Consider the following 22,852-nt stretch of genomic DNA (forward strand, 5'->3'; position numbering starts at 1 on the left):
CCCTTGCCGTCGCTTCCGGCCGACGCGGCGGACGCGGGCAGCGGGGGCGGCCCGGTCGGCGGGGGCTCGGCGGACGGCCCGGCATGGGCCGCGCCCGGCGACACCGCCGCGAGCGCGAGCACCGCTAATGCCGCGGTCGCCCCTCTCAGCACACCTCTCAACGTGATTCTCCTCGTCATCCCGAGCATCGGGCCACGCATCGAACTCACGTGTCCCGCTTACTTCTTCGATGACGGCAACGGATGGCCGAGAGTTGCCTCCCGAGGCATGTGGGTGGCGAGACGTGGACGGGGTGAAGGAGACAGGGCGCGACTCATGGGAACCCACCGCCCGTCGCCGCGGCCCGGCCTGCCAGGATGCGGTCATGCACATCTATGAAGAGCGGCTGAGCGTCCCCCGCTCCTGGTGGGGGCTGGTCGCGCTGGGCGGAGTCGGGCTGGCCGTCGCGGGGATCCCCTTCGGCGTGCTCGCCGCGGTGATCGCGGCCGCGCTCGGCATCGCGGTCTCCGCCACGCTCGTGCACCGGCACGGCAGGGTGCGCATCCTGGTGACGCCGGGCTCCCTGGTCGTCGGCAAGCGGGTCATCCCCATCGAGGCGCTCGGCGCGACGGAGATCCTCGACGAACGGGAGGCCTTCGAGTGGCGCACGGTCAGGGCGAATCCGTATGCGCTGCTGCTCCTGCGCTCCTACGTCCCCACCGCGCTGCGCATCGAGTTGCGGAACTCCTGGGGAGGCGCGCCGTACGTCTATGTGTCGACGCGACAGCCGATGAACCTGGCAGCCGTGCTGGCGTTCTCCCGGGGCTGACCGCACGCTGGTGCCGTGAAGGATCAAGAAACGGAATACTCCGCGGCCGCATTCCCCTCCTCGCTCCCCTGGTACGTGCGGCCCACCGCACGCGCGTGGACCTGCGCCCCTCCCCCGCCCGACGCCCGCGCGTTCCACACGTCACTGCCCGGGTACGCGCCCACCACCCTGCATGAACTACCTGACCTCGCACGGGAGTTGGCGGTGGCCCGGGTCTTCGTCAAGGACGAGTCCTCGCGGTTCGGACTGCCCGCGTTCAAGGCGCTCGGCGCGTCCTGGGCGATCGACCGTATCCTGGCGCGGCACGCGAACGGCACGCAGGGAGCCGCCGCCCCGCAGATCCTGCGGTTCGTCACCGCCACCGACGGCAATCACGGCCGGGCCGTGGCCCGCATGGCCCGGCAACTGGGCCGCCGCGCCCATGTCTTCGTACCCGCCGGAGTCCACCCTGCCGCGGTGGCCGCCATCGAGGGCGAGGGCGCCGAGGTCACCGCGGTGGCCGGATCGTACGACGCTGCGGTGAGCGAGGCGCGGGCGGCGGCCGCGGCGCCGGACGCGGTCCTCGTCCAGGACATGGCGTGGGAGGGGTACGAGGAGATTCCGGCCCTGGTCGTCGAGGGGTACGCGACCCTGTTCGCCGAGGTCGACGCCCAACTGGCCGCCGCGGGGGCACAGTCGCCCGCCCTGGTCGCCGTTCCCGTGGGGGTGGGGTCGCTCGCCCAGGCGGCGGTCACGCATTACCGCAGCGGGCAGAGTGCGGAGGCATCGACCGGGCGGAGTACGGAGGCATCGAGCGGCCGGAACACGGAGGCCACATCCGACGCCGCCCCGCCCGCCATGCTCTCGGTGGAACCCGTCGGGGCTGCCTGCGTGCTGGCGAGCCTCCGTGCGGGACGGCTCACGCACGTGCCGACCGGCGTCACCGTCATGGCCGGGCTGAATTGCGGCACGCCCTCCGCCCTGGCCTGGCCGGTGCTCCGCGACGGCCTCGACGCGGCTGTCGCCGTCACCGACGCCGACAGCACGTCGGCCGCACGCGACCTGGCAGATCTGGGCGTCTCGTCCGGCCCGTGCGGCGCCGCCTCCCTCGCCGGAGTGCGCGCCGCCCTCACCGGCACCGGCAGTGCCGAACGTCGTGCCGCCCTGGGGGTGGGAACCGACGCAATCGTCGTACTGATCAACACCGAGGGAGCAGACGCCAATCCGGGGTGATAGACCCCGAAACACCAATGATTCGCATGATCAAGAGGCCATTTAGCGATGATTTCCGGACGATGCAAGTGGTCGAAGCGCAAACCAATTTTTCATTTCCGCAGGTCAGGCAGTGGTTCTTAGTTATACCAATGCCATTCGTCCACATGCTGGACAGGTGACACGGAACCGCTCCCACCACCCCTGAGCTGCCCGAACGAGCGTACGGTCACCGCTCACCGGAACGGCACATCCGGAAATCGACCATCCGTATGGCGCTCACTCTCCGCACCGGCAAGACTCCTCACCGCAGTCACCAACCGCATCGATCGAAGGAGAGTTCACCATGCGTCGCACCCTCAAGGCCGTGGGAGCAGCCGCGGCGGCGGCCACCTGCGTCCTCGCCGCGACGGCAGGCACCGCGCAGGCCGAGGCTCCGCAGGCGAAGAGCCTCTACGCCCCGTCCGCCCTCGTGCTGGCGATCGGCCAGGGCGAGAACGCCGAATCTGCCGCGGTGGAGCGCGCCGTGACGCTCACCTGCGCGCCCCGTCCCGCGGGCAGCCACCCGTCGGCGGCCGCCGCATGTGCTGAACTCGCCAAGGTCGGCGGAGAGTTCACCCAGCTGGTCGGCACCACGTCCGACGCCATCTGTACCAAGGAGTGGCGTCCGGTCACGGTCACCGTCGGCGGCGTGTGGAACGGCAAGCACGTCAACTGGACGACCACCTTCGCCAACCAGTGCACGATGAAGGCGGGTCTCGGGGAAGGTGCCGCACTGACCTTCTGACGGGATCACAGACCCTGACCACACTCAGGGGAGTCCCGGTGACCTTTCGTGGGGGAAGGCAGTCGGGACGCGGGGCGGCCCCCGGTGTCGGGCGACACCGGGGGCCGTAGTGTCTTCACCCGACCCTGACCCCGACCCCGATCCCGTCCACAGCAGCAGCCGACGTCGCGAGGAGTCCATGGTGAACCGACCCCACCGAGCGCAAGCGATGCCCGTCCCGTACGAGGGACTTCCCGGCGGCATCGGGGTGTCGCGGCTGAGCGTGTACAACTGGCCCGCCACCGACGGCCGTCGCGGCGGAACTCCCCATCTGCACCTGACCTGTTCGGAGGGGTATGCGGTGACCGGCGGGAGCGGCGCCGTGCAGACCCTGACCACGGACGGCTTCCGCGAGACTCCCCTCTCTCCCGGCGCCCTGGTCTGGTTCACCCCGGGGACCATCCACCGCCTGGTCAACGACGGCGGACTGACCATCAACGTCCTCATGCAGAACTGCGGGCTGCCCGAAGCCGGGGACGCCGTCCTGACGCTGCCGCCGCCGCTGCTCGCCGACCCCGGGACCTACCGCACGGCCGTCGCCCTGCCCGCCGACGGGAGCGAGGCCGAACTGGCGGCCGCGGCCCGGTGCCGCCGTGACCTGGCCGTCGAGGGTTTCACCGCGCTCCGCGAGGCGACCGAGGCGGGGGACCCGGAGCCGCTGGCCGCCTTCCACCGGGCCGCGGTCGCCCTGGTGCGGCCGCTGGCCTCGGCATGGCGGGAACGCTGGCGGGCGGGCGCGGCCGCCGCGGCGGAGGCGACCGGCGACCAGCTCGACCGGCTTGAGCGCGGCGACGCAGGCTATCTGGCGGGGGCCGCGGTGCGGGCCGAACAGCCCTCGGTCCGCGGCAGGTTCGGGATGTGCGGGCGGCTCGACGTCTACGACGTGGCGTGAGCGGGCGCCGCCGGTGATCCTCCGCGCCGTTCGGCGAGTCTGTGCAGCACCCGGGTGCGCAGCAGTTCGTACTCCTCCCGGCAGCGGCGGATCTCCGGCGGGCGGGTGACGGCGACGCCGTCCGTGACGGTCTCGCCGGGCAGGAACTGACCCCTGGTGAGGTCGAGCTCGAAGCCCGAGTCCAGGCGGTTCCACCAGTGGTATCCCGTCCGCGCCCCGCCGACGTGGACCTCGGCGCATATCAGCTCGCCGCCCAGCAGGTCGTGCAGGATGAGCGCGGTGACGCCGCACTGGTCCCGCTCGGGGTTGTCCGGCAGCCACGTCTCACCGGAGTCGGGATCGGCCGTGTCCGCACCCCAACTGTCGCGCAGCGCCGTCTCGATGTCGGTGAGTCGCAGTGGTGTCATGCCTGCCACCCTCGCACCCGCCACTGACAATCACGCGTCGTCCCTGGTCACGGCCGACCGCACCACCCTTCGCCCGACCGCCCCTTCGATCGCCTCCTCGTCGAATCCCCGCGCAGCGAGCACCTCCCGTGTGTCCGCCCCCGCGCTCCGCACCTCGGCCCGCACCGAAGCGGGCGTGCGGGACAGGGACACGGGCGATGCGATGCCCCGGTAGTCGCCGTCCTCGACGACCAGGCCGCGGTGGCGCACCTGGGGTGCGGTGAGCGCTTCGGCGACGTCGTGCACGGGCGAGGCCGGGATGCCCCGTGCCGTGAGGAGCGCGGTGAGTTCGGCCCTGGGGCGGGCCGCGATGGCCTTCTCCAGTGCGGCGCGCAGCTCCTGCTGGTGGCGTACGCGGTCGGGGTTGGTGCGGAAGCGGGGGTCGTCGGCCAGCGCGGGCACCTCCAGGACCTCCGTGAGCGCGGCGAACTGCCGGTCGTTGCCGACCGCGACGAAGAGCGGCCCGTCGGCGGCGGCGAAGGCGTCGTAGGGGGCGATGCTGGGATGTGCGGAGCCGGTGCGGCGCGGTACGGAGCCGTCGGCGAGCCACGACGCGGAGTGCGGGTGGAGCAGGCTGACCACGGTGTCCAGGAGGGTGCAGTCGACGAGCTGGCCGAGGCCCGAGCGGTGGCGTTCGTGCAGGGCCAGCAGGATGCCGGAGAACGCGAGGATGCCGGTGACCTGGTCGACGACCGGCACACCGACGCGCAACGGCGGCCCTTCCGCCTCGCCGTTGACGCTCATCAGACCGCCGTAGGCCTGCAGCACCGCGTCGTAGCCGGGCTGCCCGCCGAGCGGTCCGTCGGTTCCGAAGCCGGTGACGCGGCAGTGGACGAGGGCCGGGAACCGGCGCCGCAACTCCTCGTCCGGGTAGCCCCACTTGGCCAGAGTCCCCGCCTTGAAGTTCTCCACCAGCACGTCGGCGTCGAGCAGCAGTGTGTCGAGGATGTCGCGGCCCTCGGGCACGGACAGGTCGACGACGATGTTCTTCTTGCCGCGGTTGAGGTTCTGGTAGTACGCGGAGGTGTCCGGCGCCACGAACGGCGGGCCCCAGCCGCGGGTCTCGTCACCGGCGGGGGGTTCGACCTTGATGACGTCGGCGCCGTGGTCGGCGAGCATCTGCGCGCAGTAGGGCCCGGCGAGGACGCGGGACAGGTCGAGCACCTTGACTCCGGTGAGGGCGCCGCCGTGCGGGCCCGCGCCGGTGGGCGGATGCGTCATCAGTAGGACCTCGGCAGACCCAGCACGTGGCTGGACACGTAGTTCAGGATCATCTCTTGGCTGATGGGGGCCAGGCGCAGCAGCCGTGACTCCCGGAAGTACCGCTCCACGTGGAACTCCTTCGCGTATCCCATGCCGCCGAGGGTCTGCACGGCCCGGTCCGCGGCCAGGTAACCGGCGTCGGCGCACAGCCACTTGGCCATGTTGGCCTCCTTGCCGCAGGGCAGCCCCTGGTCGTAGCGCCAGGCGGCGTTGCGCGCCATCAGTTCGGCGGCGTCGAGGCGGGTGGCGGCTTCGGCGAGCGGGAAGGCGATGCCCTGGTTCTGCCCGATGGGGCGGTCGAAGACGACACGCGTGCGTGCGTAGTCGACGGCGGCGCGCAGGGCGGCCCTGCCGATGCCGACGGCTTCGTGGGCGAGCAGGATGCGTTCCGGGTTGAGGCCGTCGAGCAGGTGGCGGAACCCCTGGCCCTCCTCCCCCACCCGGCAGCTCGCGGGCGCTCGGAGCTCGTCAATGACGACTTCGTACGAGGCGACGGCGTTGCGACCCATCTTCGGGATGGCCCGCAGCCGTACGGCGTCGGATTCGATGTCGACGAGGAACAGCGTCATGCCCTCGGTGGGCCGCTCCGGGTCGCGCGGCGCGGTGCGGGCGATGAGGACCATCTTCTGGGAGTGGCCCGCCTTGGTGATCCACACCTTGCGGCCGCTGATGACGTAGTCGTCGCCGTCGCGGCGGGCGACGGTGGAGATGCGGGTGGTGTCGGTGCCCGCGTCGGGTTCGGTGACGCCGAAGCAGACGTGCAGCGAGCCGTCGGCGGCGCGCGGCAGGACCTCCTCGCGGAGCTGTGGACTGCCGTGTTTCACCAGGGTGTTGAGGCCGAAGATGGTCAGGTGCAGGGTGCTGCATCCGTTCATGCCCGCTCCGGAGGCAGCGATCTCCTGGAGCAGCAGCGAGGCCTCCAGGATGCCGAGCCCACCGCCCCCGTACTCCTCGGGGATCGCCATGCCCAGCCAGCCGCCCTCGGCGAACGCGTCGTAGAAGTCCTGGGGAAACGCCGCTCGTTCGTCGTGATCGGCCCAGTACGTGTCGGGGAAGCGGGCGGCGAGTTCGGCGACGGCGCGGCGGATGTCCTCCTGTTCCTCGGTCAGCGCGAAGTCCATGGATTCCTGCCCCAGTTCGGTCGAGTTCGTATATACGATTGCCGAGTCGGATATGCGTGAGGCTAAGAGCCGTATGATCGGCCGGTCAAGAGCCACTCGGCGGAGGGGAGCCGGACCGTGAGCGAGGGGCCCGCGCCCAAGGAGCACCGCACCGTCAGCCGGGTGACGGGCATCCTGGAGTGCGTGTCGCGGCGGGGCGGCGCCCGGATGCAGGAGCTCGCGGACGTCCTCGACGCCCCCAAGTCTTCGGTGTTCGGCCTGGTGAAGGGCCTTGTCTCGACCGGCTATCTGGTCGAGGAGCAGGGCGTCTACCGCCTCGGTCCCGCACTCGGCAGTCTCCTGGCGCGGCCCTCGCGGGATGTCGCGGCCGCCGCGCTGCCCACCCTGGAGGCGCTGCGGGACCGCTTCGACGAGACGGCGATGCTCGGCACCGCGGTGGGCGACTCGCTCGTGTACGCGACCGCCGCCGAGTCGCACCGGCTGATCCGCTACTCGGCGCCGCTGCGCACCCGCCGCCCGCTGTATCCGCCGAGCGCGGGCAAAGTACTGCTCGCCCACCGCTCCCTGACCTGGCGCGACACATATCTCCGGACCCTCATCGACGATCCGGCCGCACGGCAGGCGGCGCACGACGAGCTGGCCGAGGTCCGTGCGACGGGTGTGGCGTTCAACCGCGGCGAGACGCTCCCCGACGTGACCGCGGCGGCCCGGCCGGTCCTGGTCGGCGGGCAGGTCCGCGCGGTGATCGCCGTGGCGGGCCCGACGTCGCGGACCGCGGAACGCCTCCCGGACATCGCGGACGCCCTCGTGGACGCGGTGCGCTCGGTCGCCGACCGGCTCGGCACAATGCACGCATGATCCCCATAGAGATCCGCACGCCCCGCCTCGACCTCGTGCCGCTGCGCGTCGAGCACGCCGACGAGATGGCCGCCGTGCTCGGCGACCCGGCGCTGCACACCTTCATAGGCGGCGCCCCCGACGACGTGGAGGCGCTCCGGGCCCGCTACCGGCGCATGCTCGCGGGCTCCCCCGACCCCGGTGTCTCCTGGTGCAACTGGGTGCTTCGGCTGCGTACGGAGGACGGTCCGAGCCTCGTCGGGACGGTGCAGGCGACCGTCGTTCCGGAGGGGCACGCGGAGATTGCCTGGGTGGTCGGGACGCCCTGGCAGGGACGCGGCTTCGCGTCGGAGGCGGCCCGTGGCCTGGTGGAGTGGCTGGCGGGGCAGCACGTGCGTACCGTCGCCGCGCACATCCATCCCGACCACCGGGCGTCCGCGGCCGTGGCGAGGTCGGCGGGCCTCGCCGCCACCGAGGTGATCCAGGACGGCGAGATCCGCTGGGAGGCCAGGCTCAAGGTCTGAGCCCAGGCCCCCGCCCGGGTCAGTACGGCAGGTCGCCCGCGATGGCGACGCGCTCCGCGACCCGCCGGTGCGGGGCGTAGTCGTCGACGGCGTAGTGCTGGGTGGCGCGGTTGTCCCAGAAGGCGATGTCGCCCGCCTGCCAGTGGAACCGCACCTGGTACTCCGGCACATGGGCCTGCCGCACCAGGTAGCCCAGCAGCCGGTCGCTCTCCTCGCGCTCCATGCCCACGATGTGCGTGGTGAAGGACGTGTTCACGAAGAGCATCCGCCGCCCGGTCTCCGGGTGCGTGCGCACCACGGGGTGGGTGACGGGCGGGAAGCGGTCCTGGAGCGGGGCGAGCTTGTCCGGGCCGTAGAAGCGGGCGAAGCCGGGGATGAAGTCGTGCACGGCACGGGCACCGTCGATGCGCGCCTTGACGGTGTCGGGAAGGTTGTCGTACGCCGCCGCCATGTCCGCCCACATCGTGTCACCGCCGAACGGCGGCACCTCGTGCAGCTGCAGCACCGCGCCCAGCGCGGGGCGTTCGCGGAAGGTGACGTCCGCGTGCCAGACGTTCTCGTACGTGGGGGTGGCGCTGCCGCCCTTGTCGAAGCGGACGACGTCGTCGGCGGAACCGCGGGCGAGCAGCGGATTGGTCTCCAGCTCGCCCCAGTTGAGCGCGAAGGCGCGCTGCTGCTCGGAGGTGATGCGGGCGCCGCGGAAGAACAGCACCTTCCACTCAAGGAGGGCGCGGTTCAGCTCTTCGCGCAGGGCGGGCGTCAGCGGGCGGGCGAGGTCGACGCCGCGGATCTCGGCGCCGATGACGCGGCCCTGGGGCACGACGTCGAAGAGCTCGTACGGACGCTCCTGCCAGTCGTCGGGCAGGCGGCGCAGGGTGCGGCGGCCCTCGTACATGCCGTCGGCGGGGACGCGCGCCTCGCGCAGGGCTGCGGTGACGGGAGATTGGGGTGCGACAGTCATCGGATCTGATCCTTCGGATGCGTGAGCGGGCAGGGGCCGTGCGGAGCGGGACTCCGGACAGCTAGCGGCCCGATCGCTCGCACCCGCGCCGCCACGGGACGTTGAACGTCCGTGCGGCGGCGGTCAGGTGCTGGATCATGGTCGTCATTGTGGGACGTCGATCCCGCCAGGTCAAACGTTCCGTCACGGCTTGCGCAGCACTCCGCCGTACTCGTAGATCCCCTTGTTGGCGTCGGTCACGCCGAGGTAGGGCACTAGGTCGGGGTCGACCGGCGCGAGGGGCGGCTGGTCGGGGTCCGGGCGCCAGTCGACGAGGTTGACCACGCCGGGCTCCACCGGCTCGAGGCCTTCGAGCAGGACGTCGACCTCGGCGGGCGTGCGGGTCTGCCACGGCACGCCGCCACCGGCGATGTGCTCGGTCATCGCCGCGCCCCGGGCCGGGTCCTCGCAGATGACCTGCGAGAAGCCGACGAAGCTGCCGGGCGCCGCGCGGTCGACGATGGTGCGCAGAATGCGGTGCGGGTCGTCGGCGTCCACGAGGTGGTGTCCGACGGACAGGAAGAGCGAGGCGACCGGCTCGTCGAAGTCGATGAGACGCTCCACGTCCGGGTGGTTCAGGATCCCGTCCTGGTCTCGCATGTCCCCCATGATCACCGTCGTGGAGGAGTCGTCGGCGAGCAGCGCGCGGCCGTGCGCGAGGACGATCGGGTCGACGTCCACGTAGACGACGCGGGCGTCGGGCGCGAAGCGCTGGGCGACCTGGTGGACGTTGTTGTCGGTGGGGAGCCCGCAGCCCATGTCGATGAACTGGCGGATGCCCATCTCGCGCGTCAGATGGCGCACCGCGCGGAAGAGGAACTGGCGGTTCTGTCGGCAGATGTCGACGACCTCGGGGAACGAGGGCACGGTGGAGAGGATGAACTTCCGGTCGATCTCGTAGTTGTCCTTGCCGCCCAGCATCCAGCCGTAGCCGCGCGCCGAGGTGGGGACGTCGTATGGAATGGAAGGATTGGACGGCCCGGACACCGTCTCGGACTGGTTGTCACTCGCCACAGCGCGCTCTCCACCTCTCCCGCGGGATTCACAGAACGTGTTCCTTGTCGCGACACTATCCGGTGATCCACGTTCGGGTGAACGGACTGCACAATCTTCAACACACTTGTGGATGCCGGTGGTTGGCGGTGACTCACGCCCCCTTCCCCTCCCCCTCCCCGCTCCTTTCCCCCTCCTTTCCCGCCACGGCCCTCCGGCCGGGGCTGTGGTGTCCCTCACCCGCCGACCGTCCGGACCTGCGCATGGCGGATGATCGGGGAAGAGAGCCATCCGCACCACCGGATCCGTACCACCCAGAGAGGACCTCCCCATGGAAGACCGCTTCGACGTCGTCGTGCTCGGAGCAGGACCCGGCGGCTACGTCGCCGCCATCCGCGCCGCCCAGCTGGGCAAGCGGGTAGCGGTCGTCGAGGAGAAGTACTGGGGAGGTGTCTGCCTCAACGTCGGCTGCATCCCGACGAAGGCCCTGCTGCGCAACGCCGAGCTGGCCCACCTCTTCACGCACGAGCAGAAGACGTACGGCATCAAGGTCGACGGCCAGGTCTCCTTCGACTACGGCGAGGCGTTCAGCCGCAGCCGCACGGTCGCGGACGGCCGCGTCAAGGGCGTCCACTTCCTGATGAAGAAGAACGGCATCACCGAGTTCGACGGCCGGGGCACGTTCCTGGACGCGAACACGCTGCAGGTCGCCAAGTCCGACGGCACGACCGCCACGATCGGCTTCGACAGCTGCATCATCGCCACCGGCGCCACGCCCCGGCTGCTGCCCGGCACGAGCCGCAGCGAGCGCGTGGTGACGTACGAGGAGCAGATCCTCGCCGACTCGGTGCCGCAGTCCATCGTGATCGCGGGCGCCGGTGCCATCGGCATCGAGTTCGCGTACGTCCTGCACAACTACGGCGTGAAGGTCACGATCGTCGAGTTCCTCGACCGCGTCGCGCCGCTGGAGGACGCGGACGTCTCCAAGGAGCTGGCCAAGCAGTACCGCAAGCTCGGCATCGACGTGATGACCTCGACCCGCGTGGAGTCGATCGACGAGTCGGGCGAGCAGGTCAAGGTCACCGTCACGGGCAAGGACGGCAAGCAGCAGGTCTTGGAGACGGACAAGGTGCTGCAGGCGATCGGTTTCGCGCCGAACGTCTCCGGCTTCGGCCTGGAGGCGACGGGCGTGGCGCTCACCGAGCGCGGCGCGATCGACGTCGACGGGCGCTGCCGCACGAACGTCCCGAACATCTACGCCATCGGCGACGTCACCGCGAAGCTGATGCTGGCGCACACCGCCGAGTCCATGGGCGTCGTGGCCGCGGAGACCCTCGCGGACGCCGAGACGATGGAACTCGACTACCCGATGATCCCGCGCGCCACGTACTCGCAGCCGCAGATCGCCAGCTTCGGCTGGACGGAGGCGCAGGCCAAGGAGAAGGGCTTCGACGTCAAGGTCGCGAAGTTCCCGTTCCAGGCCAACGGCAAGGCGCACGGCCTGGGCGACACCGTCGGCTTCGTCAAGATCATCAGCGATGCGCGGTACGGCGAGATCATCGGCGCCCACCTGATCGGCCCCGACGTCACCGAGCTGCTGCCCGAGCTCACCCTGGCCCAGCAGTGGGACCTCACCGTCCACGAGGTGGCGCGCAACGTCCACGCCCACCCGACCCTCGGCGAGGCCGTCAAGGAAGCGGTGCACGGCCTGGCCGGGCACATGATCAACTTCTGACGGGGCGCGGGCGCCCCGCCGCGACGCGAGTGACCGGAAGTGAGTCGCTCGAGTGGCGGGGCCGCTCGCTCCGGCCGATCCTTGGCGGGACACGACTCTTATGCCTCGGGGGCGAGGAGAGGCAGTAGCCGATGTTCTCTGGCCTGGGCCGATTCGTGGTGCGCCGCCCCTGGTGGATCATCCTGGCGTGGGTGGTGGCGGCCGGCGCCGTGATCTCGCTGGCGCCGAAACTCACCTCCAGCAGTGACGAGGCGAGTTTCCTTCCGGACCACTACGAGTCCATTCGCGCCGCCGACGTGCAGGAGAAGGACTTCCCCAAGCAGCAGAACGTCGGCGCGATCATCGTCTTCCAGCGCTCCGACGGCGGGAAGCTGACGGCCGCCGACTCCGCCGACGTGGCGCGCGTCTCCAAGGATCTGCAGAACCGGAAGATCCCCGAGGTGCAGGCCGTCGTACCGGGCGAGGTCTCGCCCAACAAGCTGGTGCAGACCTCGGTCGTCGCCATGCCGAAGATCACCAACCCCGAGGACACCGCGCAGCAGGACGCCGTGAAGGAGCTGCGGAGCGACCTCAAGCCGGAGCTGAAGGGCACGGACCTCTCGGCGGGCATCACCGGATCCGCCGCCCAGGCCCTCGACGAGAGCGACGCCTCCAAGAAGGCGGGGCTGCTCGTCGGCGTCGGCACGATCGTGATCATCGTCCTGCTGCTGCTCGTGATCTTCCGCAGCCCGATCATCGCGCTGCTGCCGGTCGTCCTCATCGGTCTGATCTCGCCGATGGCGACCGGTCTGATCGCCTCCGCCAACAAGGCCTTCGACATGAAGGCCGACTCCTCCATCCAGGAGCTCCTGACCGTCGTCCTGTTCGGCGTGGGCACGGACTACATCCTGTTCCTGCTCTTCCGCTACCGGGAGGCGCTGCGGGCGGGCGAGGATCCGAAGAGCGGCATGGTGCACGCCGTCGAGCGGGTCGGTGAGGCCATCACGTCGGCGGCCGGGGCGGTCATCGTGGCCTTCGCCGCGCTGACGCTGTCCTCGCTCGGCATGCTGCGGTCGATGGGACCCGCCCTGGCCATCGCGGTGTTCGTGACGCTCCTCGCCGGACTCACCCTCGTCCCCGCGGTGGTGTCGCTGCTCGGCACGAAGGTGTTCTGGCCGTCGAAGTCCTGGCAGCAGGAGCCGCAGGGCACGGGATTCGCCAAGCTCGGCGCGTCCATCGCCCGCAAGCCCGCCGTCTGGGCGCTGGTCTCCGCGCTGTTCATGGGTGCCCTCGCGCTCGGCGCGCTCGGCTACAAGGCCAACTTCGACCTGGCCGGATCCTCGCTCCCCAAGGACAAGGAGTCGATGGTCGCCCTGGACAACCTCCAGAAGGGCTTCCCCGCGGGCAGCACCGACCCGACCTCCGTGTACCTCAGCTCCACGACCGACAAGCCGGTGACGGCGCCGCAGGCGGCCGCCTTCCGCAAGCAGCTCTCCGACGTCCCGGGCGTGGGCGAGGTCGCGGCTCCGCGGCTGAGTCCGGACCGTACGACGGCCTCGTACTCCGTGATCCTCTCGGACCCGCCCGCCTCCGACAGCGCCCTGGAGACGGTCAAGGGGCAGCTGCGCCCGGCCGCCCACGAGGACGCGCCGTCCGGCACGGAGGCGCTCGTCGGCGGCACCACGGCCGTGTACGTCGACATCAACAAGGCGGTCGACCGGGACTACTCGGTGGTCTTCCCGGTGGCGGCGCTGGCCATCATGGTGATCCTCGGGCTGCTGCTGCGCAGCCTGGTGGCGCCCTGGTACCTGATGCTGTCCGTCGCGCTCGGTTTCGGCGCGACGCTCGGCGCGACCTCCCTGATCTTCCAGCAGATCGGCAGTCAGCCCGGACTGATGTTCATGCTCCCCGTGATCATGTATTTGTTCGTGGTCGCGCTGGGCACGGACTACAACATCCTCATGGTGTCGCGGCTGCGGGAGGAGGCCCGCGAGGGCCGCTCCCCGCACGACGCCGCGGGCACGGCGGTGCGTCACTCGGGGCCCACGATCGGCTCGGCGGGCGTGATCCTCGCGGGTACGTTCGCGACGCTGATGCTCGCGGGCAACTCGACGCTCTCCCAGATGGGTTTCTCGCTCTCCTTCGGCATCCTCATCGCCGCATTCGTCATGGCGATGATCTTCACTCCGGCGCTGACCGCGCTCATCGGGCACGCGGCCTGGTGGCCGGGGCACGGCGACGAGAAGCGGAACGGGCGCGGCGGGCCGCCGCCGTCGACGGACGCGGACGGGCGCGCGGGCGAGGGCGAGGGCGAACAGACGGCCGGGGGCGCGACGCGCTCCCGCTAGGGCCTCGCCGCCGAGGCGCGCGGAGTCACGCGGTTTCCGCCGCCGACTCCGCCGCCTCGCCCGCCTCGCCCGCCTCGTCCGCCGCGGGCGTCCGGGACGCGTCCGGCGCCTCGGCCCGTACGATCCCCGTCAACGTCCCGCTGAGCGCCACGCACACCACGCCCACACCGACGGCCAGGCACACCCGGGCCACCCCGAACCCGGCCGCGGACGCGGTGACGGCGGCGGCGCCGAGGGGGCCGAGCGAGTAGTGCGTGGTCCAGAACGCCGCGGTGACCCGCCCCAGCAGATGCCCCGGCGTCACCTCCTGCCGCAGCGACATGGAGCAGATCCCGGCGACGCCGGTGGCCAGCAGCATGGTCGCCGAGAGCGCGCCGATCACCGGCACGCTCTCCGTCAGTCCGAGGCAGCCGACGGCGATGCCGCCCAGCGTGACGGCGCCGATCCAACTGGGCCCGAACCCGATGCCCTTGCGCAGCCGGGCGACCAGGAAGGAGGCGACGAACGTGCCGACGGTGCCCGCGCTCAGCACATAGCCCACCGTGCCGTCGCCGTGGCCGAGGTCCTCCTTGATCCGGAAGATGATGACGTCGGTCATGCCGTGCGTGAGGAAGATGAACAGGGACAGCAGCACCGTCAGCGGGCGCAGGACGGGGTGTGCCCAGAGGAAGCGGAAGCCCGCCAGGAACTCGCCGCGCACACCGCCGCGTTCGGCTCCTTTCTCATCGGCTCCCTTCTCGTCGGTCGGCCGCGGGGTCGGCCGCAGGGTGACGAGGAGGAGCCCGGCGGCCGACATGGCGAACGTCGCGGCGTCGATCCCGATGGCGGCCACGGGGCCGAACGCCGCCGCGACGAGACCCGCGAGGGTGGGCCCGCCGACCGTCGCCACCGCATAGGTGCCGTAGAGGTGCGCGTTGGCCTTGATGATCTGGTCGGGTGCCACGATGGCGGGCACCACCGTCACGTACGTCACCTGGAAGAGCATCGCGAAACCGCCCGTGAGCGGCACGACCGTGTAGATCAGCCACATCGGGTTCGCGAAGAGCCAGACCAGCGGGATCAGCGCGTACAGCAGGCAGCGCGCCACGTCGGAGAGCATCAGGAGCCTGCGCCGGTCGAACCGGTCGGCGATCACACCGGCGAAGAGTCCGGTGACGATCGACGCGACGCCGGTCAGGCCGGTGACCAGGCCCATCTGGACGACCGACCCCGTGCTGTGCAGCACGAGCAGCGGTATCGCCACGAACGAGAACGAGTCCCCGAGGGCGGAGAGCGTCTGAATGACGAGGAAGACCCGGTAGTTGCGATTGCCCCACAGCGAGGCGGCCGGCGCCCGGTCGGTCACCGCCTGCCGCCCGCGCGCTCCGCGGCCAGCGCTTCGGCGACCGCCTTGCGGCCCGCCTCGCGGAACACCCGCTCGTTGGCGTCGACTTGGTGCACCCAGGCGCGGTGCACCCGCACCGTGCGGGCCTCGCCCGCGAGCCCTTCGCGCACCCCCTCCTCCAGGGCCTCGGCGAGACCGGCGTCCAGGACGTCCTTGCCGAGGGGATTGAGGAAGGCGTACGTTCCCGGCTCGCGCTCCAGGTCGAGGGTGACCCTGGCCCAGCCGCCGCAGCTGGTCTGGTTCCCGGCGGTGGCGGTCCGCCGGACCGGGAGCTCGCGCCGCGCCAACTCGGCTGCCTGGGCGGCGAGTTCGTACTGCGTGCGCCAGTCGTCCTCGGGGAAGCTGAGGACGAGCCTGTCGACACCGGCGCGCGCGAACTCGACGATCTTCTCGGCGGCCCGCTCCGGCGTGCCGTCGACCGGCATCGCGGCCGCCCGCTCGGCGTCGATGCCATAGCGGCGCAGCACCGTCGCGTCCGGCTGCTCCCGTCGCTCGCGCGTCCCGGGGGCGGCGAGGGTGGACGGGACGGCGACGCTCACCGAGGGCCTGACGACGCGGCCGGTCTCGGCGCCCAGCGCGGACAGCCGGGGCAGCATGCGGGCGATGTACGCGGGCGATGCGAGGTTCGGGAACCAGGCGCCGTAACGGACCGCGCGCCGCAGGTCGGCGTCCGACTCGCCGCCGATGAGGAAGGGCGGCCGGTCGACGCGCGGCCGCAGGGTCAGCTCGGCGCCGCCGACCTCGGTCGGATGCGCCACGAGCAGGCTCCGCAGCTGGTCCAGCGCGCGATCGGTCAGCTCGTCACGCCCCTCGTACGGCACCCCCGACGCCGCCCAGACGGGCGAGTCGACCACTCCCCCGCGCCACTGCGCCCAGGCACACCCTCCGGCATCGGCACCCACCAACAGGCGCCCCTGGGAGAGGAATTGGAGGCTCACGAGCTGGTGGGCGAGGTGGGCGATCCCGTGGACGGGGGTCGTCAGGACTCCGTAGCCGACCCTGACGCGGGTGGTGGCGGCGGCGACGGCGGCGAGGGTGACCGTCGGGTCAAGCACCGGGACGCGCCCCGTCAGATGACCGCTCGCCCACACCGACTCGAAGCCGAGCTCCTCCGCCCAGCGGGCCGCCGCGACGAACTCCCCGGCCTGCCCCTGCCCCTCCGCCCGCAGCATCGGCAGGAACACCCCGATGTCGACAGCCACTGTCTCCCCCATTCGCAGTCCTGAGGGTGAACGTTAGTGCAAGTTGCCATTTCGAGAAAAGTGTGAGCACAGCACCCGCATCCGCCGGGCCCCTCATTGCCCACAGTCCGAGCGAAAATGCAAGTGAAATCAATAAAGCCTGCAAAAGTCGGCGGCCTGGGAATGGAAGCGAAATGTCAAGTCCGTCGACGTACTGGCTTCAATTTGTTCTGCACGGCCTCCACCAGGGGTTTTATGGTGTTAGGGTTTCCACTCATCCCGAGCCGGGCCGCATTTTCACCGGCGCACCGCTCGGATTGCGCTGCGGTGCACCGCCTCTTACCGGCGGCCGCCGTCGCCCCTCACACCGGAATGGAAGAAGGCCTTCCACATCTGATTCCTGTTCCGGCGGAATGTGTCCACGCCTCGTTCTGGAGCTCTTTCATGTCTGCTGACAGCACGGCTGTCACCACCCACGCATCCGCGGACACCGCCGCCGCGCCACCCGGCGGCGGCCGCCACCTCGGCCTGGCGCTGTTCGTCATCGCCGCGGCCCAGCTCATGGTGGTGCTCGACGGCACCATCACCAACATCGCCCTGCCCAGCATCCAGACCGCGCTGGACGTGTCCGACGCGAATCTGGCCTGGATCGTCAACTCCTACGCGCTGGCCTTCGGCGGGCTGCTGCTGCTCGGCGGCCGGGCCGGGGACCTCTTCGGCCGACGCCGGATGTTCCAGCTGGGCATCGCCCTGTTCACCCTGGCCTCTCTGCTCGGCGGGCTCGCCCCGAACGAGGGCCTGCTCATCGGCGCGCGCATCCTGCAAGGCGTCGGTGCGGCCGTCGCGGCGCCCAGCGCGCTCTCCCTGATCGCCACGACGTTCCCCGAGGGCAAGCAGCGCAACAAGGCGATGGGGGTCTATGCCGCGATGGCCGGGATCGGCGCCACCGTCGGCCTGCTGCTCGGCGGCGTCCTCACCGACGCCCTGGACTGGCGGTGGGTGTTCTTCGTGAACATCCCGATCGGCCTGGCCGTCCTCGCCGGTACGAAGACGCTCGTCGAGGCGGAGCGCCACCGCGGGCGGCTCGACCTCCCTGGCACCATCACCGGCACCGGCGGACTGATCGCCCTGGTCTACGGCATCACCCGCGGCGGCGAGCACGGCTGGACCGACAGCCTGACCCTGTCCTGCTTCGCCGTCGCCGCCGTCCTGCTCAGCGCCTTCCTGGTCATCCAGAGCCGCACCGCCCACCCGATGATGCCGCTGCGGCTCTTCAAGGACCGCAACCGCTCGGGGTCCTTCGCCACGATGCTGTTCATCGGCGCCGGGATGATCGCCACCTTCTACTTCCTCACCCTCTACATGCAGCTGATCCTCGGCTACAGCGCGGTCAAGACGGGCTTCGCCAACCTGCCGTTCAGCCTCGGCATGGGAGTCGCCGCCGCGCTCAGCGCCAAGCTGGTGACGCGGCTGGCCCCGCGCGCCATCGCCGGGCCCGGCCTGCTGGTGGCGGCCGTGGGCATGTTCTGGTTCGCCACGCTCACCCCGGACTCGTCCTACACCGGGCACCTGATGCCCGCGATGTTCGTCACCGCGCTCGGCCTGGGCATGGGCTTCGTCCCGATGACCCTGGGCGCCGTCAGCGGCGTCGACCACCAGGACACGGGCATCGCCTCCGCGCTCCTGAACACCGCCCAGCAGATCGGCGGCGCCCTGGGCCTCGCCGTCCTCGCGACCGTCTCCACGTCGGCGGCGAACGACCGGCTGCCCGACGCGGCCACCTCGTTCTACCGGGGCGTGGCCACCAAGGACCACGGCCTGGTGGCCAAGGCGGCCGACGCCCTGACCCACGGCTACACGCTGGCCTTCGTCGGTGCGGGTGCCATGTTCCTGGCCGGTCTCGCCGTCACCGTGCTGGCCATCAACGCCAAGAAGCAGGAGACGGCCGAGGGCCCTGCCCCGGTCCACATGGGGTGAAGAAGTTCCGCGCGGACACGTCACCGTGCACCGTGGAGCGGGTGATGAGGAATCCCTTGCGTCCGGCGGCCGTGCCGGTGGAACGGGCCGCTGAGCAGTCGCCACCGGGACAGGGAAGGTCGCCGTCGATAAAATTCTTTCGCGAGGTGTCGAGAACGTGTCGTCCGCGCCGACGTCCCCTGTGAGAGTCGCCCGCAAGGGGTGACCGCGCAGCCGAGGAGCGAAGTCATGAAGTATCTGGTGATGGTCCAGGGCTCACAGGCCGACTACGAGTCGATGGCAGGCAAGCCGACCGCGGACAGCCCGACCTGGAGCGAGAAGGAACTGCAGGCGATGTTCGCCTACATGGGCAAGGTCACCAACGATCTCGCCGAGTCCGGTGAACTCGTCGACGCGCAGGGGCTCACCGAACCCGCGCAGGCCCGTTTCGTCAGCCGGGACAAGGACGGCCGCCCCGTCATCACGGACGGTCCCTACGGCGAGACGAAGGAGGTGCTCGCCGGGTACTGGCTGCTCGACTGCGAGAGCCTGGAGCGGGTCACCGAGATCGCCCTGCGCGTCAGCGAGTGCCCCGGCCCCGAGGGGCTCGTCGACCCGCCCGTCGTGATCCGTCCCGTCCAGGACGCCGCCGGGGGCGACTGTTGAGACGCACCGGCGCCCGGTGAGACGTACGACCGAGGTCGAGGACCTGCTGCGCCGACACGCGCCGCAGGTCCTCGGCGCGCTCGTACGCCGGTACGGGCACTTCGGCGCCGCCGAGGACGCCGTGCAGGAGGCGCTCATCGCGGCGGCGCGGCAATGGCCCGACCAGGGAATTCCGGAGAATCCGCGCGGCTGGCTGATCAAGGTCGCCTCGCGCCGCCTCATGGACCAGCTGCGTGCCGACGACGCCCGGCGGCGGCGCGAGGAGGACGCGGCGCGGCTTGCTCCCCGCGACGCGTTCACCGCTCCCCCGCCGGGCGAGAGCCGTGCCCCCGCGGACGACGACACGCTCACGCTGCTGTTCCTGTGCTGCCGCCCCGAGCTGACCGCGGCCGCGCAGGTCGCGCTGACGCTGCGCGCCGTCGGCGGGCTGACCACGGCCGAGATCGCCCGCGCACATCTGGTGCCCGAGGCGACCATGGCCCAGCGGATCAGCCGGGCGAAGGCGAAGATCAAGGGGGCGCCGTTCCTGCAGCCGGGCCCCGGCGACCGCGACGCGCGGCTCGCCGTCGTCCTCCAGGTGCTCTACCTGATCTTCAACGAGGGCTACACGGCCACCTCCGGTGACGCCCTGCACCGTGCGGACCTCGCACGCGAGGCGATCCGCCTCACCCGTTCGGTGCGTCGGCTGCTGCCCCAGGAGGGACCGGTGACGGGGCTGTTGGCGCTGATGCTGCTCACCGAGGCCCGCAGCGCCGCGCGGACCGGCCCGCACGGCGAGCTGATCCCCCTGGAGGAGCAGGACCGCACCCTCTGGGACCGGCAGGCGATCGCCGAGGGCACGGAGCTCGTCGAGGAGGCGCTGTCCCAGGGCCCGCCAGGCGCCTATCAGTTGCAGGCGGCCATCGCGGCCCTGCACGACGAGGCGGACGACGCGGACGCCACCGACTGGCCGCAGATCCTCGCCCTGTACGACGTTCTCGTACGCCTCGTTCCCGAGCCCATGGCCGGGCTGGGGCGGGTCGTCGCCTACGCGATGGTGCACGGGCCGCGGGCCGGGCTCCGCGAACTGGCCTCGCTGGAGGACGGGTTGACGGGTCACTACCGGCTCGAGGCCGTCCGCGCCCATCTCCTGGAGAGGGCGGGCGACACCGGCCTCGCCCTCGCCGCCTACCAGTTGGCGGCCAAGGGGACGCTCAGCCGCCCCGAGGCCCACTACCTTCAGACGCGCGCCGCGCGACTCGCTCCCTGATCGGGCCCCAGCAGCCCGCAGTGTCCGGCGACGGTGTCGGCGAAGGCGTGGGCCAGCGGGCTCAGCGCGTCCCAGCGGCGCACCGCCCACCCCACCGACAGCGGCGGCAGCTCCGGCACCGGGACGAGTCGCAGTCCCCCGGGCCCGCACGCGCGCCAGCCGGGCAGCAGCGGCACGACGGCCCGGCCGAGCCCGAGCTCCGCGAGCAGGGCGGCGGTGTCCCAGTCGGCGGCGCTGGTGACCGTCGGCAGCACCACATCCAGCTCACCGAGACACGCGTCGAGGCGGCCGCGCGAGGTCGACCCCTCCGGCGGCGTGATGAGCTGCGCCGCGGCCAGCTCGGCGGGCTCGACGCGCGGCCGCCCGGCGAGCGGGTCGTCGGCGCGGACGGCGAGGACCCAGGGCAGTTCGACGACAGGCCGTTGCTCGATGCCGCGCACGGGCTCCCCGAGCGTGATCCAAGCGAGGTCCAGGTCGTCGGCCGCGAGCGCGTCGAAGCAGCTGCGGCTGGAGCTCATCGTCTGAAACTCCAGACTGACGTGCGGATAGCGGTCCCGGAAGTCGACGACGGCCTCGGCCATGAAGTGCCGTACGGAGGTGGCTCCGGTGGTGATCCGTACCGTGCCGCCCTCCCCGCGCACCTGCTCCCGCAGCCGCCGTACGGCGAGATCGATGCCGCCGATCCCGTCCGAGGCCGCGGCCTGCAGGATCCGCCCGGCGGAGGTGGGCACGACACCCCGCGCATGCCGCTCGAGGAGACTCACGCCGAGCTCCCGCTCCAGGCGTTTGACGTGCTGGCTCACGGCGGACTGCGTACAGGACAGATCACGGGCAACGGCGCTGAGGCTGCCCGCACGGCACACGGCGATGAAGGTGCGGAGGTCGTCGAGGGTCACAGCGGATGAAGTTATCCCTTGGGGGGATGCAAGGAAACCCGAGGATTGACTTGGGTTTTCACGGTGCACCAAGATCGTTCATGGCCCGGGCGGCGACCCGGCGACGGGCGTCGACCCGGGGGCACGGAACACGCCCCCGGGCCGCGCGGGCCGTGCACCCGCCGGACGTGCGGCGGGAGTTCGACGGGAACTCGGCGGGGATCGGGAAAGGTGACGCGTGGAAGCGCTCGAAATGGTGGCCGTCGGGGCCGCCGGTGTCGCGGCCGGCGGGCTCAATGCGGTGGTCGGGTCCGGCACCCTCATCACCTTCCCCACGCTGCTGGCCTTCGGCCTGCCGCCGGTGCTCGCGAACGTGTCGAACAACCTCGGCCTCGTGCCGGGCACCCTGAGCGCCGCGTACGGCTACCGCCGGGAGATGAAGGGGCAGTTCAGGCGTCTGGTGCGGTTCGGCACCGCCTCGCTCATCGGCGGCCTGATCGGGGCACTGCTCCTCCTGAAGCTCCCCGACGACGCCTTCCGCGCGGTGGTCCCCGCGCTCATCCTGACCGCCTGCCTCCTGGTGCTGCTCCAGCCCTGGCTGGCCCGCAAGCTGCAGAACCGCGAGGGCGGCGGAAAGGTGGACGGCGGCATCCCGATGTGGTGCGGGGTCCTCGCCACCGGGATCTACGGCGGCTACTTCGGAGCGGCCCAAGGGGTACTGCTCATGGCCCTGTTCGGCACGTTCCTCCTGGACGACCTGCAGCGCCTGAACGCCGCGAAGAACGTGCTGGCCTCGATCGTGAACGGTGTCGCCGCCGTCGTCTTCATCGTGGTCGCGGACATCGACTGGACCGCGGCCGGACTGATCGCCGCCGGTTCGACGGTGGGCGGCCTGGTGGGCGCGCGCTTCGGCCGCAGGCTGCCCCCTCTCGTGATGCGCACCTTCATCGTCGTCGTGGGAACCACGGCCTCGATCATCATGCTCATTCAGTGAGGACCGGGGTGCCGGGCAGCGCAGGTGCCGGGTGAGACAGGCGCCAGGTAGGACAGGCGCCGGGTAACGCAGCTCACACCGGCAGGCCCCCCGCCTCGGAACTTCACCCTATGGTTTATCGTTGAACATGATGTGGCCCCGACCGCGATTCCCCCGTCCGGTCGGGGTCACTTCCCGTTCATACCGGCTTCGTGCCTGCGCCTTCCCCGGTTTTCACGCCTTCGAGGGCGAATATGCCAACCGCGCCGCGTCACACACGCCCGAGCGGCATCATGCGTCCATGGACGGTGCCAAGCCTGTGCAGGTCTTGTTCACGCCCGACGAGTACGCCGCGCTCCTGCGGCATGCGGACCGGCTCGGATTGCCGGTGGCCGAGTTCATCCACCGCACGGTGACCGTCCGGGCCGAGGAGTCGCCCGGCCCGTGCCAGACCTCCGACACCCGGCGCGGGGCGGCCGTGCCCCCGGTCAAGCGGGACCTCGGCCCGGACGGGGCACCCGCGCTCCGACGATTCCTCGACACCCTCGCCGCCACGGCGGACCCCGAAGAACAACAGGGACGGTGACCAGGAGGCGGCACACAGC

21 protein-coding genes are annotated in these 22,852 nt (G+C 71.2%); 13 read left to right on the forward strand and 8 right to left on the reverse strand.

The genetic code is table 11. The annotated features are described in order from the left end of the window. The first annotated feature begins 364 nt into the window (after window positions 1-364). The 4 genes from ABZV77_RS39460 (at window position 365) to ABZV77_RS39475 (ending at window position 3,717) form a co-directional block, all read left to right on the forward strand. A complete protein-coding gene (locus tag ABZV77_RS39460; protein WP_356267661.1) occupies window positions 365-808 on the forward strand; it encodes a DUF3093 domain-containing protein in 444 nt (147 codons plus the stop codon). Window positions 809-823: 15 nt separating this feature from the next. After that, window positions 824-2,020: a pyridoxal-phosphate dependent enzyme gene (locus tag ABZV77_RS39465; protein WP_356267662.1), complete on the forward strand. Its 1,197-nt coding sequence runs from the start codon at window positions 824-826 to the stop codon at window positions 2,018-2,020. A 325-nt stretch (window positions 2,021-2,345) separates the two neighbouring features. Next, window positions 2,346-2,786 (forward strand): SSI family serine proteinase inhibitor, encoded by a 441-nt coding sequence (locus tag ABZV77_RS39470; protein WP_356267664.1) that lies wholly within the window; start codon window positions 2,346-2,348, stop codon window positions 2,784-2,786. A gap of 178 nt (window positions 2,787-2,964) precedes the next feature. Further along, the gene (locus ABZV77_RS39475; RefSeq protein WP_356267666.1) at window positions 2,965-3,717 is read left to right on the forward strand and encodes a cupin; all 753 of its coding nucleotides are present in this window, start codon (window positions 2,965-2,967) and stop codon (window positions 3,715-3,717) included. On the opposite strand, the gene ABZV77_RS39480 is transcribed toward ABZV77_RS39475, so the two are convergent. The 3 genes from ABZV77_RS39480 to ABZV77_RS39490 are packed head-to-tail and all read right to left on the reverse strand — an operon-like array spanning window position 3,702 to window position 6,547. Next, complete coding sequence (locus ABZV77_RS39480; protein ID WP_356267668.1) at window positions 3,702-4,124, reverse strand: hypothetical protein; 423 nt, start codon at window positions 4,122-4,124, stop codon at window positions 3,702-3,704. The genes ABZV77_RS39475 and ABZV77_RS39480 overlap by 16 nt on opposite strands. Window positions 4,125-4,154: 30 nt before the next feature. Then, complete coding sequence (locus ABZV77_RS39485; protein WP_356267670.1) at window positions 4,155-5,384, reverse strand: CoA transferase; 1,230 nt, start codon at window positions 5,382-5,384, stop codon at window positions 4,155-4,157. Continuing rightward, window positions 5,384-6,547: an acyl-CoA dehydrogenase family protein gene (locus ABZV77_RS39490; RefSeq protein WP_356267672.1), complete on the reverse strand. Its 1,164-nt coding sequence runs from the start codon at window positions 6,545-6,547 to the stop codon at window positions 5,384-5,386. Before ABZV77_RS39490 ends, ABZV77_RS39485 begins: the two co-directional genes overlap by 1 nt. A 117-nt stretch (window positions 6,548-6,664) precedes the next feature. On the opposite strand from ABZV77_RS39490, the gene ABZV77_RS39495 reads away from it, so the two are divergent. Together ABZV77_RS39495 and ABZV77_RS39500 are read left to right on the forward strand one after the other, a co-directional pair. Then, window positions 6,665-7,405 (forward strand): IclR family transcriptional regulator, encoded by a 741-nt coding sequence (locus ABZV77_RS39495; protein ID WP_356267674.1) that lies wholly within the window; start codon window positions 6,665-6,667, stop codon window positions 7,403-7,405. Further along, complete coding sequence (locus tag ABZV77_RS39500; protein ID WP_356267675.1) at window positions 7,402-7,908, forward strand: GNAT family N-acetyltransferase; 507 nt, start codon at window positions 7,402-7,404, stop codon at window positions 7,906-7,908. The genes ABZV77_RS39495 and ABZV77_RS39500 overlap by 4 nt, the downstream gene beginning before the upstream one ends. A gap of 19 nt (window positions 7,909-7,927) precedes the next feature. Here ABZV77_RS39500 and ABZV77_RS39505 read toward each other — a convergent pair whose 3' ends face one another. Next, window positions 7,928-8,803: a TauD/TfdA family dioxygenase gene (locus ABZV77_RS39505; RefSeq protein WP_356267801.1), complete on the reverse strand. Its 876-nt coding sequence runs from the start codon at window positions 8,801-8,803 to the stop codon at window positions 7,928-7,930. A gap of 249 nt (window positions 8,804-9,052) precedes the next feature. Then, window positions 9,053-9,922, reverse strand: a complete 870-nt coding sequence (locus ABZV77_RS39510) for an SAM-dependent methyltransferase (RefSeq protein WP_356267677.1) — start codon at window positions 9,920-9,922, stop codon at window positions 9,053-9,055. A gap of 310 nt (window positions 9,923-10,232) precedes the next feature. Here ABZV77_RS39510 and lpdA point away from each other — a divergent pair, with 310 nt between their 5' ends. Together lpdA and ABZV77_RS39520 are read left to right on the forward strand one after the other, a co-directional pair. After that, window positions 10,233-11,636, forward strand: coding sequence for a dihydrolipoyl dehydrogenase (gene lpdA, locus ABZV77_RS39515; RefSeq protein WP_356267678.1), 1,404 nt, complete (start codon window positions 10,233-10,235; stop codon window positions 11,634-11,636). 131 nt (window positions 11,637-11,767) lie between these two features. Beyond that, window positions 11,768-13,963: an MMPL family transporter gene (locus ABZV77_RS39520; protein ID WP_356267679.1), complete on the forward strand. Its 2,196-nt coding sequence runs from the start codon at window positions 11,768-11,770 to the stop codon at window positions 13,961-13,963. Window positions 13,964-13,988: 25 nt separating this feature from the next. Here the strand turns inward: ABZV77_RS39520 and ABZV77_RS39525 are convergent, their stop codons facing one another. Both ABZV77_RS39525 and ABZV77_RS39530 read right to left on the reverse strand, forming a co-directional pair. After that, window positions 13,989-15,308 carry an MFS transporter gene (locus ABZV77_RS39525; protein WP_356267681.1) on the reverse strand — a complete coding sequence of 440 codons (1,320 nt, stop codon included), beginning with the start codon at window positions 15,306-15,308 and terminating at the stop codon, window positions 13,989-13,991. Beyond that, on the reverse strand, window positions 15,305-16,561 hold the full coding sequence (locus ABZV77_RS39530) for an LLM class flavin-dependent oxidoreductase (RefSeq protein WP_356267683.1): 1,257 nt from the start codon (window positions 16,559-16,561) through the stop codon (window positions 15,305-15,307). Before ABZV77_RS39530 ends, ABZV77_RS39525 begins: the two co-directional genes overlap by 4 nt. 411 nt (window positions 16,562-16,972) lie before the next feature. Between ABZV77_RS39530 and ABZV77_RS39535 the strand changes: the two genes are divergently transcribed. The 3 genes from ABZV77_RS39535 to ABZV77_RS39545 all read left to right on the forward strand — a co-directional run bounded on the left by ABZV77_RS39535 (window position 16,973) and on the right by ABZV77_RS39545 (window position 20,399). Beyond that, window positions 16,973-18,505, forward strand: a complete 1,533-nt coding sequence (locus ABZV77_RS39535) for an MFS transporter (RefSeq protein WP_356267685.1) — start codon at window positions 16,973-16,975, stop codon at window positions 18,503-18,505. 228 nt (window positions 18,506-18,733) lie between these two features. After that, on the forward strand, window positions 18,734-19,150 hold the full coding sequence (locus ABZV77_RS39540) for a YciI family protein (RefSeq protein ID WP_356267687.1): 417 nt from the start codon (window positions 18,734-18,736) through the stop codon (window positions 19,148-19,150). Window positions 19,151-19,166: 16 nt separating this feature from the next. Continuing rightward, window positions 19,167-20,399, forward strand: a complete 1,233-nt coding sequence (locus ABZV77_RS39545) for a sigma-70 family RNA polymerase sigma factor (RefSeq protein WP_356267688.1) — start codon at window positions 19,167-19,169, stop codon at window positions 20,397-20,399. Here the strand turns inward: ABZV77_RS39545 and ABZV77_RS39550 are convergent. After that, entirely contained in the window at window positions 20,369-21,295 is a 927-nt protein-coding gene (locus ABZV77_RS39550; protein WP_356267690.1) for a LysR family transcriptional regulator, read from the reverse strand. The two genes, ABZV77_RS39545 and ABZV77_RS39550, sit on opposite strands and share 31 nt — an antisense overlap. 217 nt (window positions 21,296-21,512) lie before the next feature. Here ABZV77_RS39550 and ABZV77_RS39555 point away from each other — a divergent pair, with 217 nt between their 5' ends. Further along, window positions 21,513-22,268, forward strand: a complete 756-nt coding sequence (locus ABZV77_RS39555) for a sulfite exporter TauE/SafE family protein (protein WP_356267692.1) — start codon at window positions 21,513-21,515, stop codon at window positions 22,266-22,268. Window positions 22,269-22,548: 280 nt separating this feature from the next. Beyond that, window positions 22,549-22,833, forward strand: a complete 285-nt coding sequence (locus ABZV77_RS39560) for a hypothetical protein (protein ID WP_356267694.1) — start codon at window positions 22,549-22,551, stop codon at window positions 22,831-22,833. Window positions 22,834-22,852: the final 19 nt, after the last annotated feature.

Source organism: Streptomyces sp. NPDC004732, from assembly GCF_040609235.1.
Taxonomy (GTDB): Bacteria; Actinomycetota; Actinomycetes; order Streptomycetales; family Streptomycetaceae; genus Streptomyces.